The sequence below is a fragment of the Paraburkholderia edwinii genome (assembly GCF_019428685.1).
In the GTDB taxonomy this organism is placed as follows: domain Bacteria; phylum Pseudomonadota; class Gammaproteobacteria; order Burkholderiales; family Burkholderiaceae; genus Paraburkholderia; species Paraburkholderia edwinii.
The window spans coordinates 358,716-372,402 of record NZ_CP080095.1 but is presented as its reverse complement, the minus strand read 5'-3'; the positions used below and the strand labels follow the sequence as shown (position 1 = coordinate 372,402).

General features: G+C 61.6%; 11 protein-coding genes. All 11 read right to left on the bottom strand.

Annotated elements, in window-relative coordinates; genetic code table 11:
• Window positions 1-47 precede the first annotated feature (47 nt).
• Entirely contained in the window at window positions 48-641 is a 594-nt protein-coding gene (locus KZJ38_RS01585) for an ATP synthase subunit I (protein WP_219798489.1), read from the bottom strand.
• Window positions 642-920: 279 nt separating this feature from the next.
• Entirely contained in the window at window positions 921-2,069 is a 1,149-nt protein-coding gene (locus tag KZJ38_RS01580; protein WP_219798488.1) for an SLC13 family permease, read from the bottom strand.
• Between the two features lie 12 nt (window positions 2,070-2,081).
• The gene (locus tag KZJ38_RS01575; protein ID WP_219798487.1) at window positions 2,082-2,975 is read right to left on the bottom strand and encodes a ParB/RepB/Spo0J family partition protein; all 894 of its coding nucleotides are present in this window, start codon (window positions 2,973-2,975) and stop codon (window positions 2,082-2,084) included.
• A gap of 41 nt (window positions 2,976-3,016) precedes the next feature.
• Window positions 3,017-3,787, bottom strand: coding sequence for a ParA family protein (locus KZJ38_RS01570; protein WP_219798486.1), 771 nt, complete (start codon window positions 3,785-3,787; stop codon window positions 3,017-3,019).
• Between the two features lie 111 nt (window positions 3,788-3,898).
• Window positions 3,899-4,618 carry a 16S rRNA (guanine(527)-N(7))-methyltransferase RsmG gene (gene rsmG / locus KZJ38_RS01565; protein WP_219798485.1) on the bottom strand — a complete coding sequence of 240 codons (720 nt, stop codon included), beginning with the start codon at window positions 4,616-4,618 and terminating at the stop codon, window positions 3,899-3,901.
• Window positions 4,615-6,597 carry a tRNA uridine-5-carboxymethylaminomethyl(34) synthesis enzyme MnmG gene (gene mnmG, locus KZJ38_RS01560; protein ID WP_219798484.1) on the bottom strand — a complete coding sequence of 661 codons (1,983 nt, stop codon included), beginning with the start codon at window positions 6,595-6,597 and terminating at the stop codon, window positions 4,615-4,617. The genes rsmG and mnmG overlap by 4 nt, the downstream gene beginning before the upstream one ends.
• A 230-nt stretch (window positions 6,598-6,827) precedes the next feature.
• A complete protein-coding gene (locus KZJ38_RS01555; RefSeq protein ID WP_219798483.1) occupies window positions 6,828-7,595 on the bottom strand; it encodes an ABC transporter ATP-binding protein in 768 nt (255 codons plus the stop codon).
• Window positions 7,596-7,600: 5 nt separating this feature from the next.
• Window positions 7,601-9,385, bottom strand: a complete 1,785-nt coding sequence (locus KZJ38_RS01550; RefSeq protein ID WP_219798482.1) for a branched-chain amino acid ABC transporter ATP-binding protein/permease — start codon at window positions 9,383-9,385, stop codon at window positions 7,601-7,603.
• A 4-nt stretch (window positions 9,386-9,389) separates the two neighbouring features.
• On the bottom strand, window positions 9,390-10,445 hold the full coding sequence (locus KZJ38_RS01545) for a branched-chain amino acid ABC transporter permease (protein ID WP_219798481.1): 1,056 nt from the start codon (window positions 10,443-10,445) through the stop codon (window positions 9,390-9,392).
• Window positions 10,446-10,782: 337 nt separating this feature from the next.
• On the bottom strand, window positions 10,783-11,955 hold the full coding sequence (locus KZJ38_RS01540; protein ID WP_219798480.1) for an ABC transporter substrate-binding protein: 1,173 nt from the start codon (window positions 11,953-11,955) through the stop codon (window positions 10,783-10,785).
• A gap of 161 nt (window positions 11,956-12,116) precedes the next feature.
• Window positions 12,117-13,271, bottom strand: coding sequence for an ABC transporter substrate-binding protein (locus tag KZJ38_RS01535; RefSeq protein ID WP_219798479.1), 1,155 nt, complete (start codon window positions 13,269-13,271; stop codon window positions 12,117-12,119).
• Between the last annotated feature and the right edge of the window lie 416 nt (window positions 13,272-13,687).

Here is a 13,687-nt window from a genome sequence, read left to right as displayed (position 1 = left end):
ACGCGTTGCCGCGTCAGCCAGTGTTCTTTACCTTCGCTTGACCTTCGTTACCGCCAGGCTAGTGCTATCCAGTACGTCTTGAGCGCGACCAGGTAAGTCACGAGCAGCGGAACCCACTGCACGCCGTGATACCCGTACGCGATGGCGACGAACATCGCGATCGTCGCCCCCATCTTGAGCGCTTCGCCGATCATCCAGCTCATCACTGTCTCAGCGCCGCTCAACTTCTTCAGACGTGCCGCGAACAACGCGCTCGGCACCCAGCAAATCGCTCCCCCGAGAAATGCGGACAGCGCAGCATCGCCCGGCGGCTTGTAGAACAGCCACCACAGCAGCGTCGCACCCAGGGACAAAACCATTTGCGCCGCCACGACCTTGTAAGGCGTGACGCGCGATGGACGACTCACGTTCGGGCCGAATAGCTTCTCTGCCTCTGCCCGAGTGAGCGGAACGATATTGTTATCTTGCTGCTCGACATCCCACGCATCGTGGTGCTCAGTGCGCCGCTCAGTATCCTCGACAACGCGCTGAACTTTAGATGAATCTGAAGCCGTCTCAGAGACGCCATGCTCAGTACGGTGTTCGTCGTCGCTTTGCTTCGGCGCTTGATGCGACGCCGCGCCCGACTTTTGTACCGCCATTGCAGTGTCCCGCCAAGTTCTGTTCAGCCCGCGAGCTTACTCACCGCTTACGGGGGTGCCTAGCAAATAAATCCGGGCGATTGTAAGCGATAGTTGCAACCAATTCAAGACTTTAGGGTGCTCAATAAATACCGCGGGAACCTGTCTCGCGATACGAAAATATGCTTCTTTTGAATGAATCGGCTGGCGATTGTAAGCGACCTGCGGATGCCCCGAAGCCGGGCGCTTTTCGAAGTTTTTTCACCATCCTGCACACGCGATATGTAGCGTGAGTCGGTGTCAGAAATGCAGCAAAACCCATGCGCCGAGCGCGCCACCGACCAGCCAGAACGGGACCGAAAAAAGGTGAAACTGCGTCCACATGCCGCGTTCGTTCGAGAGCCGCATCGCGATCAGATTGGCGAGCGAGCCGATCGCGAAACCGAAGCCGCCGACGCTGACGCCGAACGCGAGCGCGCGCCAGTCTTTTGAAAATTCAGCGAGCATGATCGCAGCGGGAACGTTGCTGATGCCCTGCGACAACACTGCGCCTGCTACGTAGGTTCTTAATGGTGTCGCGAGGTGCCACGCGCTGACCGACTGATGGACGAACGGCAAGGCGGCAACGCTACGCAGAACGATAAACATCAGCACGAAGATCATCAGCAGCAGCCAGTCGATCTTCAGCACGATCGACGGGCGCCAGATCAGAAATCCGAGCGCGACGCCCGCAAGGCCGATACCCGGTCGATGCGCGTCCGCGAGCACGACGAATGCGACGAACAGCAGCGCGGCCACGCTGACGAGCGGCCGGTCGACCGGATGCGGCTCGACGTCCTTCGACAGATCGAGCGGTACGCCGCGGAAGGACACTGCTGTCATCACATACAACATCGCCATCAGCAATGCGCACAATGGCGCGAGCGCCCAGACGAAGCGGCCGAACGATACGCCGCTTGTTTGCCAGAGAAACAGATTCTGAGGATTGCCGAGCGGCGTCAGAATCGAACCTGCGTTCACGGCGAGCGCAACGAAGATGACGAGACGTCTGAGCGGCAACGGCGTCAGCTTGTGCAACGACAACGCAAGCGGCACGACGACGAACAGCGCGACGTCGTTTGTCAGGAGTGTTGATAATGCGGCGGCGAGACCGATCAGCAGACACGCGAGCGCGCGCTCTGTATGAATGTGGTGAACGACGCGATGCGCGGACCACATCAGGAATCCTGATCGTTCCACAGCCTTCGTCAATATCAGCAAACCGGTCAGCGTCGACACGGTCTGCCAGTCGACGAGCGACGGCAGCGACATCCATGCGCGCGGGTGAAAAATCTGCAGCAGAATCAGTGCGAGCGCGAGAATCGCAAGCACCGGTTCCTTTGCGACGAATAGCCAGATGGCCCGCAGCACGTGGTGCGCGGGCGTCGAAGCGCGTTCCGCTGACGGCACAGTCAAACGCGCTTAAACGGTAGCGTTGGTGCCGCGCAGACGCGCGAGAATGCCCTCGAGCGCGTCGAGATCCCCGAAGTCGACCGTCACCTGGCCGCGCCCGCGGCGGCCGAGCTTGATCTTCACAGTCGCAGCGAGCAGGTCCGACAGCTCTTCTTCGAGGCGCCGCGTGTCGCGGCCGCCATCGTGATCGACGCGCACTTTCTTCGGCGCGGGTGTCGCCTTGTTGGTCGCGGTCACGAGCTTTTCAGTCTCGCGCACCGACATGCCCTTGTTGACCACCTGATTGGCGAGCGTAATCTGCGTCGCCGAATCGACCGCGAGCAGCGCGCGTGCGTGACCCATATCGAGATCGCCGGCGAGCAGCATCGTCTGCACGGGCGCCGCGAGATTCAGGAGACGCAGCAGGTTCGATACCGCACTGCGCGAGCGGCCGACCGATTCGGCCGCCTGCTCGTGTGTGAACTTGAATTCGTCGAGCAGACGCTGAATACCCTGCGCCTCTTCCAGCGGGTTCAGGTCTTCGCGCTGGATGTTCTCGATCAGCGCCATCGCCGCGGCGGCCTGGTCGGGCACATCGCGCACGAGCACCGGCACTTCTTCGAGGCCCGCGATATGCGCGGCGCGATAGCGGCGCTCGCCGGCGATGATCTCGAATTTATCGCCGCCGATCGGCCGCACCAGAATCGGTTGCATCAGGCCCTGCGCGCGGATGCTCGCCGCCAGCTCCTGCAGCGCGCCCTCGTCCATTCGCGTACGCGGCTGGTACTTGCCCGCCTGCATGCGCGTCAGCGGCAGCGTATGCGGCGCGCTATCGATCTTGACCGCTTCGGTGATGTCCGCACTTCCGCCAAGCAGCGCCTCCAGCCCCCTGCCCAGCCCTTTCTTTCTTGCTACTGCGTTCATCGTGTTTCCTCGGTCCGATTTCGACGATTGGCGTTGTGTGCTCATAGCGCGCGCACCCGTTCGATCATTTCCGCGCCGAACTGCACGTAGGCTTGCGCACCGCGCGACGCGCGATCGAACACCACGCCCGGCAACCCATAGCTCGGCGCCTCGGCAAGGCGCACGTTGCGCGGAATCACCGCGTCGAACACCTTGTCGCCGAAGTGCTCTTTCAGCTGGTCGGAGACCTGTTGCTGCAAGGTGATGCGCGGATCGAACATCACGCGCAGGAGGCCGATCACCTTCAGGTCGCGATTCATGTTCGCGTGCACCTGCTTGATCGTATTGACGAGGTCCGACAGACCTTCGAGCGCGAAATACTCGCATTGCATCGGGATCACGACGCCGTGCGCGGCGCACAGGCCGTTCAGCGTCAGCAGCGACAGCGCCGGCGGGCAGTCGATCAGCACGAAGTCGTAGTCTTCGGTGACGTGCTGCAGCGCTTCCTTCAATTGACGTTCGCGGTTTTCGACGCCGACCAGCTCGATCTCGGCGCCCGCCAGTTCGCGGTTCGCCGGCAGCACGTCGTAGGAAACGGCTTCGGATTTGATGCGGGCGTCAGCCACGGCCACTCCGTCGCACAGCACTTCATAGACGGTGTTCTCGCACGCGGCCTTGTCGATGCCGCTGCCCATCGTCGCGTTGCCCTGCGGATCGAGATCGATAAGCAGAACCCGTTGTCCCTGCGATGCGAGGCTCGCGGCGAGATTGACAGCTGTCGTCGTTTTGCCGACTCCACCCTTCTGGTTCGCAACGCAGAAGATTTTTGCCATCTTGGATGTGTCCCTTTGCAGCCTTGAGTGTTTGGTATGGGTTCGCTTTGTGCGCCGTGCTGTGCCTGCTTTGCTACCTGCGTCGTCGCGTTGTCCGATCGTCGCGTGCGCTTAGTTTGACGCAGGCGCGGCTGCCGCACCAGGTTCTTCGACAAGAATTTCCAGCAGATGCCGTTCGGCGTCGAGCGAGGGCACATCGAGCCGGATGACCTGCTTCACTTCCGCGCCGGCCGGCAGGCGCGCGATCTCGGCGTCGGGGCGCACACCCTTCATCGCCCAGATCGCACCGTCGTCCGCGACCAGATGCCGGGCCAGTGTAACGAAATCCGCGAGCTCTGCGAATGCGCGCGACACGATCACATCGAATTTTTCCCGCACTTCGATACCAGGACGCAACGTTTCCACCCTGCCCGTGACGACCGACAGGTTCGCGAGCCCCAGTTCCGCCTTCGCTTGCGACTGGAACGCGGTTTTCTTATGAACGATGTCGTTGAGCGTGACGCGCCAGTCGGGCAGCACGATCGCGAGCACGATGCCAGGCAAACCACCACCGGATCCGACGTCGAGCACCGATGACGGACCGCGGTTCGCGGTCAGGTGCGGCACGATCGATAGCGAATCGAGGATGTGCTGAATCAGCATCTGCCGTGGATCGCGGATCGCCGTCAGGTTGTAGACCGCGTTCCACTTCGCGAGCAGCGCGACGTAGTCGAGCAACCTCGCTTGTTGCGTATCGGTGAGATCGATGCCAAGTGTGCGGGCGCCTTCGGCCAGCAACGCCGCCAGCGACTCGCGACTGGCGGCGACCGGACTGCCGTGACGCGCCGTCATTGAACCACCGGCGCGCTATCGGTGCCAGCGTCGGTGCTGCCTGCCTTGACCGGGTTAGCCGCGGTCGTTGGACGGCGGCCCAGGCCGCGCTTCAAGTGAACCATCAGCAATGAAATCGCGGCAGGCGTAATGCCGGAAATCCGCGAGGCCTGGCCGATCGTTTCGGGGCGATGTTGCGTGAGCTTCTGACGCGCTTCGAATGACAGCCCACGCACTTCCGCGTAGTCGAGTCCTTCCGGCAGACGCGTGTTTTCATGTGCCTCGTTGCGCTCGATCTCGTCGGCTTGGCGCTCGATATAGCCTTGGTACTTGATGCCGATCTCGATCTGCTCCTTGATCTGCTCCAGCAGAACCGGGTCATCGGCCAGCGCTTCGGCCGGCGCGCATGCGCCATCACGCAGACCGCAAACGCCGTCATACGAAACGCCCGGACGGCGCAGCAACTCAGCGAGGCTGTACTCGTGATCGATTGGCTTACCGAGCAACGCCGTCGCTTCGTCAGAGGAAAGCGACTTTGGCGTGACCCATGTCGAACGCAGACGCTCTGTTTCACGTGAAACCGCGTCGCGCTTGCGGCTAAACGCGTCCCAGCGCTCGTCATCGACGATGCCGAGTTCGCGCCCGATTTCCGTCAGGCGCATATCGGCGTTGTCTTCACGCAGGCTCAGGCGATACTCGGCCCGGCTCGTGAACATCCGATAGGGCTCGGACACGCCGCGCGTAACCAGATCGTCGACGAGCACGCCGAGATATGCTTGATCGCGACGCGGGCACCATGCATCCCTGCCCTGCACCTGCAAACCAGCGTTGATGCCGGCAAGCAGACCTTGCGCAGCCGCTTCTTCGTAGCCCGTTGTGCCGTTGATCTGTCCCGCAAAGAACAAACCGCCGATCGCCTTCGTTTCCAACGACGCCTTCAGAGCGCGCGGATCGAAGTAGTCGTACTCGATCGCATAACCGGGCCGCAGGATATGTGCATGCTCGAGGCCGCGCATCGATCGAACAAGCTCGAGCTGCACATCGAACGGCAGGCTGGTCGAGATGCCGTTCGGGTAGAACTCGTTAGTCGTCAGCCCTTCCGGTTCGAGGAAGATCTGATGCGATTCCTTCGACGCGAACCGGTGGATCTTGTCCTCGATCGACGGGCAGTAGCGCGGCCCGACGCCTTCGATCACGCCCGTGTACATCGGCGAGCGGTCCAGCCCGCCGCGAATAATGTCGTGCGTTTGCGCGTTCGTATGCGTAACCCAGCATGGCACCTGACGCGGATGCTGCTCCGCGCGGCCGAGGAACGAGAATACCGGCACCGGATCGAGATCGCCCGGCTGCTCTTCGGTCTTCGAAAAATCGATCGTCCGGCCATCGATACGCGGCGGCGTCCCGGTCTTCAAGCGCCCTTGCGGCAGCTTCAATTCCTTGAGGCGAGCGGACAGCGACACGGCTGCCGGATCGCCGGCACGCCCACCCGTGTAGTTGTTCAGCCCGACGTGAATCTTGCCGTCGAGGAACGTCCCCGCCGTCAGCACCACAGCGCGTGAGCGGAACCGGATGCCGACCTGCGTGACTGCACCGACCACGCGATCGCCCTCAACCATCAGATCGTCGACCGATTGCTGGAACAGCCACAGATTGGGCTGGTTTTCGAGGCGGCGCCGGATCGCCTGCTTGTACAGCAGTCGGTCCGCCTGCGCACGCGTCGCGCGGACCGCCGGTCCCTTCGACGAATTGAGGATACGGAACTGGATGCCGCCTTCATCGGTGGCAGCGGCCATGGCGCCGCCGAGCGCATCGACTTCCTTGACCAGATGGCCCTTGCCGATGCCGCCGATCGACGGATTGCAGCTCATCTGACCGAGCGTTTCGATGTTGTGCGTGAGCAGCAGCGTCTTATTGCCCATGCGGGCGGACGCCAGCGCGGCCTCGGTACCGGCGTGCCCGCCGCCGACGACGATTACGTCAAACTCTGTGGGATAAAGCATCGGAGATCTCACGCGGACGGTGGGCGTGAGCCTTTCAGAAAAATGTATGGGCGAATTATAACGGGTTCGCTTTTGGCCCGATTTACGTTGCTTTGGACGTGGGAACAAAAACGACGTGTTTCACGTGAAACACGCCGTCTCGGATGGGAGCGAAATCCGTGGAACAGTGCCGGAACAAAGATCCTGAAGTCATGCAAATCTGCGGCAGCGCAACAACATGGACAAACTGCTCAAGCGATCTTTTTCGTCAATCCCAAGTAAGTCTCGATCACCCGCGGATTCTGAGCCAACTCCGCCGCCGCCCCTTCCAGCGCAAGCTCACCCGTTTCCAGCACATAGCCATAGTCGGAAACCTGCAACGCCGCTCGCGCATTCTGCTCGATCAGCAACGTCGCTACGCCGGTCTCCCGCAGCGCGCTGATGATATGAAAAATCTCCTTCACGATCAGCGGCGCCAACCCGAGGCTCGGCTCATCGAGCATCAGCAAATCCGGTTTGCCCATCAACGCGCGACCGACCGCGAGCATCTGGCGCTCGCCACCGGACAAGGTTCCGGCCGCCTGCTTCCGCCGCTCCTTCAGCCGTGGAAACAACCCGAACACCGGATCGAGCTGATCGAGATAATTCCGCTCGCCCGCCTTCTTCCGCCGGTACGCTCCGAGCACAAGATTGTCCTCGACCGTCATCGTCGCGAACAACTCACGCTTTTCCGGCACAAGACACATGCCACCCGCGACGCGCTGTTCGACCGGCAACGCGCTCACGTCGCGCGAGCGAAAGAGAATCTCGCCCTGCGCGGATCCGGTCACCGGCAGCGAGCCCATGATCGCGTTCAGCAGCGTCGACTTCCCTGCTCCATTTGGCCCGATCACCGAGACGATCTGGCCCGGCCGCACCTCGATCCGCGCACCGTGTAGCGCCTCGACCTTCCCATAGCGCACGGACAATCCGTCCACTCGCAGAATCGGCGCAGGCATAGCAGACGTTACGTTAGTCATCGTCATCACTCCACTCCGCCCAGATACGCTTCGAGCACGGCCGGATCCTTCTGCACGTCCTGCGGCAAACCTTCCGCGATGCGCGTGCCGAACTCCATCACCACGAGCCGATCCGTCAGATTCATCACGAAGTCCATATCGTGTTCGACGAGCAGGATACTCATGCCTTCGTCGCGCAACCGGCGCAGCAGCGCGGCCAGCTGTTGCTTCTCCTGATAACGAAGTCCGGCGGCGGGTTCGTCGAGCAGCAGCAGCACTGGGTCGCTGCACAGCGCACGCGCGATTTCGAGGATCCGTTGCTGGCCGAGCGGCAGGCTTCCCGCTTCGTCATTCATATGCTGCTCGAGCCCGACGCGCCGGATCTGCCGTGCGGCCTCCGCCATCAACCGCGCTTCCTCCGAGCGATTGAGCCGCGCGATGCTGCGCCAGACACCGGCACGTCCGCGCAGATGCGCGCCGATCGCCACGTTCTCGAGCACCGTCATGCCCGCTAGCAGCTTGACGTGCTGAAAAGTCCGTCCAATCCCGCGCCTTGCGATCTCGCGCGAACTGAACCCGTCGATCCGCTCGCCGCGGAACATCACCGTGCCGCGCGTCGGCTCCGTCACTCCCGTGACCAGATTGAATGTGGTCGACTTGCCGGCGCCATTCGGGCCGATGAGTCCGATAATCTCGCCCGACTTCACGTCAAAACTCACGTCATTGACGGCAACCAGCCCGCCGAACTCCTTGCGCACCTTGTCGACGCTCAGCAGCCGTTCGCCCATCGCCGGCTTACCGCGCATCGGCAATGGCTGCGCGTTGTCGGGCACATGCGCACGCGGTCCACGCGGAAAGAACCGCGCGACCAGCGGCCAGACACCGCCGCGTGCGTACTGCAGCAGCACAACCATCAAAATGCCGAAGACGATCACTTCGAAGTTGCCGTTCTCGCCAAGCAGCTTCGGCAGCAGCGTTTGCAGATAGTCCTGCAACACGGTCAGAATCGCGGCGCCGAGCACGGCGCCCCACACGTACGACACGCCGCCAACCACAGCCATAAACAGATACTCGATGCCATGGTTCAGCCCAAACGGTGTCGGATTCACTGCCCGCTGCAAGTGCGCATAGAGAAAGCCGGAAATCGCGGCGAGCACTGCAGCGTAGATAAAAATCACGACGCGCATCCACGCCGTATCGACGCCCATCGCCTCCGCCATCGCTCCGCCGCCGCGCAGCGCGCGAATCGCCCGCCCCGGCCGACTATTAAGCAGATTCTGAACAGAGACGGCCGCGCCGAGCACGACAAGCCAGATCAGGTAATAGATATGCCGTCCGGTCTCGAGGTCGATACCCAGCAGGTTCAGCACCGGAATGCCGTTGATGCCGTCGTACTTGCCGAGGAACTCGAGATTGCCGAACAGAAAGAACAGCGCGAGACCCCAGGCGATCGTGCCGAGCGGCAGGAAATGCCCGGACAGCCGCATCGTCACAAGGCCAAGCACGAGCGCGATCAGCGCGGTCAGCAACACGCCGGCGATAAGTCCGAGCCATGGCGACACGCCGAATTGCGTGGTCAGATAGGCGGTCGAATACGCGCCGATGCCGACGAATGCAGCCTGCCCGAAGCTCGTCATGCCGCCGATGCCGGTTAGCAGCACGAGGCCGATCGCGACGATCGAATAGAGCCCGATGTAGTTGAGCAGCGTGATCCAGTACTCGGGCACGTGAATCGGTTTCGGCAGCACCGGCAACGCGAACAGCGCAACAAGAAATAGATAGAACGGTCCATTCCGAACGAGGCGTTTCATCGCGTCACTCCTCCGCCTCTTCGATGTGCGGTGTCGCGAGACTGCGCCACAGCAGCACCGGGATGATCAGCGTGAACACGATCACTTCCTTGTACGCGCTGGCCCAGAACGACGAGTACGACTCCAGCAACCCGACGAGCAAGGCGCCCGCGGCCGCAAGCGGATAACTGACCAGCCCGCCGATGATTGCGCCAACGAAGCCCTTCAAGCCGATCAGAAAGCCCGAGTCGTAGTAGATCGTCGTCAGCGGCGCGACAAGCATGCCGCACAGCGCGCCGAGGCCTGCCGCAAGCGTGAACGCGAGGCGCCCAGCCTGCGCCGTGCCGATGCCGACCAGTTGCGCCCCGACGCGATTCACCGAAGTCGCGCGCAGCGCCTTGCCGGCAATCGAGCGGTCGAAGTACAGATACAGCGCGACGATCAGCACAATTGCCGTGCCGATCACCCAGAGGCTTTGCCCGGAGATCGCCAGCGTGCCGACGTTGAATGTCGCATCCGAGAACGCATTGGTACGCGACCCTTCGGCGCCGAACATCACGAGTCCGAGACCCACCATCGCGAAGTGCACCGCGACCGCGACGATCAGCAGCACGAGCGTGGTCGCTTCGGCAAGCGGTTGAAAGGCCAACCGGTAGACCAGCGGACCTATCGGAATCACGATCAGCAGCGCAAGCGCGATCTGCACGATCATCGGCAGCGGATGCATGAAGAGATCGCGCGTGACCGCATACACGGCGATCGGGAACAGCAGATATTTGCCGGCGAGTAACGCAAGCGTGCGCAGCGCATTGCCGCGTCGTTCTGGACGCCGAACGAGTCCGGCGACTTCGGCGACAAAGCACGCGGCGCCCAACGCGACGAGCATCGTGCAGGTGGCCGGAAACTTCTGCGATTGCAGGTCGGCCAGGGTCAGCGCCCCGTACGAAACGAACTCCCCTTGCGGGATAAAAATCACGCGCGTCACCGAAAAAACCAGCACGAGCGCGAGTGCGAGCAATGCGTAGATGGCACCGGTCGTGATGCCGTCCTGCGCGAGGATCGCTGCGATTGATAGATCCATACAGAATCGTCCTTCCTGGAACGTCGGATACTGGAACGGGGGAAACAAAAGCAGAAAAGCGCAAATGGAAATCGGGAACGCGTTGGTCGCGCGTTTCGAACCGGCGGCGAAGCGGTGAAGGCTTCACGCGTTCTTGTGCGACAGACGCGACGGACGTGCCGTCATGCGTTCACGGCGTTCGAGCTCGAGCTTGAGCTTTATACGCCGCCGCTAGCGCATCGATGATTGATCGCGACGGCTACTCGCAACAATTCATCGACACAGCAGCGCCTGCCATTGTGCTTGATACGAAGCTTGCGCGCCGATGTCGCCGCCGCACGCAGACGGATGGCGTGTTTTAGTCTTTCTGTAGTTGCCATTTGCCATCGACGATCTGCACGATCACGCGTGCACGATTGTCGAGGCCATTGTGGTCGGCCGCGGTCATATTGAAGATGCCGTGCGACGCGGGCATATCCTTCACGTTTTCGAGCGCATCGCGCAGCGCCGTGCGAAACGCCACCGTGCCCGGCTGCCCTTTCTTCAACGCTTCGGGAATCGCACGCTGCAGCAGCTGGCCGGCATCCCATGCATGTCCGCCGAACGTCGACACCGAACCGACGCCATAAACCTTTTCATACGCGTTCTTATAAGCCTGCGACGACTGCTTGACCGGGTTCGAATCGGGCAGTTGATCGGTGATCAGAATCGGCCCCGCGGGCAGCAACTCACCGTCGCAATCCTTGCCGCACACGCGCAGGAAGTCGTTATTCGCTACGCCATGCGTCTGATAGACCTTGCCCTTGTAGCCGCGCTCCTTCAGCGTTTTCGCAGGCAGCGCGGCGGGCGTGCCGGAACCGGCGATCAGCACCGCATCCGGGTTCTGCGACAGCATCTTCAGCACCTGGCCGGTTACCGATGAATCGGTGCGGCTATAGCGTTCGTTCGCGACGAGCTTCAGATGATGCGCATTCGCCGCCGCATTGAAGACCGTGTACCAGCTCTCGCCATAGGCATCTGCAAAGCCGATAAACGCAACCGATTTCACGCCGTGCTTCTCCATATAAGCGGCGATCGCATCGGCCATCAGCGCATCGTTTTGTGGCGTCTTGAACGCCCATTTGCGCTTCGCGTCCATCGGCTCAACGATCGATGCGGATGCGGCGAGCGAGATCATCGGTGTTTTGCTTTCGGAGATCGGATCGAGCATCGCCAGCGAGCCGGGCGTGACGGTCGAGCCGATGATCGCATCGACATGGTCTTCGTCGATCAGCTTGTGCGCGTTCTGCACCGCGTGCGTGCTGTCGGTGGCATCGTCGAGCACGATGTATTGCACGCTCTTGCCGCCGATTTCTTTCGGCAGCAGCGCGATGGTGTTCTTCTCAGGAATGCCGAGCGACGCGGCAGGCCCTGTCGTCGACAGCGTCACACCGATCTTCACTTGCGCGGCCGCCGTGCCGGCGCCGCAGGCGGATGCGGCAGCAAATGCGGCAAAGACGGCGGCGCGTATCCATGGTTTCGTGTTGTTCATTGTTCGACCTGTTCAGATGTTCCGGGCTTGTTTGCGCTGCATTTCGATGCGTTTTGCTGCGTTCCCCTGCAAGCAGGCAGCAAAAAAGGCGCGTCAAAACTGCACGCGCCTTTTTCGCTCGGGATGCATCCATGCATCGATGCATCGGTAACCGATAAAAATTAGTCCGACACGAGCTTCCACTTCCCGTCGACGATCTGCACCATGACGCGCGCCCGCTGATCGAGGCCCGCGTGATCGTTGGCGCTCATGTTAAAGATGCCTTGCGAGGCCGGCAGGTCCCTGGTGTTTTCGAGCGCCGCACGCAGCGCCTCGCGGAATGCCGGCGTGCCCGGCTGGCCCTTCTTCAGCGCGACGGGAATCGCACGCTGCAGCAGCAGCCCAGCATCCCACATATGGCCGCCAAATGTCGACACTGACCCGGCGCCGTACACGGACTCGTACGCATGCTTATACGTGAGTGCGGCTTCTTTCGCGGGGTTCGACGCCGGCAGCTGATCGGCGACCAGCAGTGGCCCGGCCGGCAGATACGTGCCATCGCAATCCTTGCCGCAGACACGCAGGAAGTCGTTGTTCGCGACGCCATGCGTCTGATAGTACTTACCGTTGTAGCCGCGCTCCTTGAGCGTGCGCTGCGGCAGTGCGGCCGGCGTGCCGGCGCCGGCGATCAGCACCGCATCCGGGTGCTGCGCCATCATCTTCAGTACCTGTCCTGTCACCGACGTGTCATTGCGCGCGAAGCGCTCGTTCGCGACGACCTTGATCTTCGCCAACTCCGCCGCCTTCGAGAACTCCTTGAACCAGCTCTCGCCATACGCATCCGCAAAGCCGATAAACGCGACCGTCTTCACGCCATGACTCGCCATATGCTGCGCGATGGCGGTTGCCATCAGGATGTCGTTTTGCGGCGTCTTGAAGACCCACGCGCGCTTCGCATCCATTGGCTCGACGATCGCGGCGGCCGCGGCGAGCGAGATCATCGGCGTTTGAGCTTCGCTGGCGATGTCGATCATGGCGAGCGAGTTAGGCACAACCGTCGAGCCGATCAATGCGTCGACGTGATCTTCGCTAATCAGCTTGCGCGTGTTCTTCACGGCCTGCGTCGAATCGGTTGCGTCGTCAAGCACGATGTAGTCGACCTTCTGCCCTGCTATTTCTTTCGGCAGCAGCGTCGTGGTGTTCTTCTCAGGGATACCGAGCGAGGCGGCCGGGCCTGTCGCCGAAACCGTGATGCCGATCTTTACGTCCGCCGCTATCGCGCCGTGATATGCCACACACAAAAACGCCGCGCTCATCCATCGCAATGCCGACTTCATTCCACTCCTTTTGCCCCATATCCGAAACACCATTGATATAAAGGGCCGGTATTAAATGGCATGACTTTAAGGTCATGCCAGTGACGTCAATAACAGGGAATGGCGAGTGTAGCCGAACGCGGCAAGGCATGCGGCCGCGCGCTCAACGCAGTGTCGATCGCTGGGGAAGGAATGGTCGGCTTATGGAGGCAGCCGTCGGCTTGCGATGAAATGCGGCCTGGTCCTCTATCGATTGACGCGACAAGTTGAACGCGCCGGACCGGTCCGCAAAGGAGATCGACAACGGCAGGCAGAAAAGTAAAAAGCGCTGTTGGATCCAGTCCAACAGCGCTTTTGTATGGGCGCTTAGCGCCTCATTGTCTCCTCGTTCTCCACCTGCAAAATTCGGGTGCATCAGAACTGTGTGAAGATTAAAC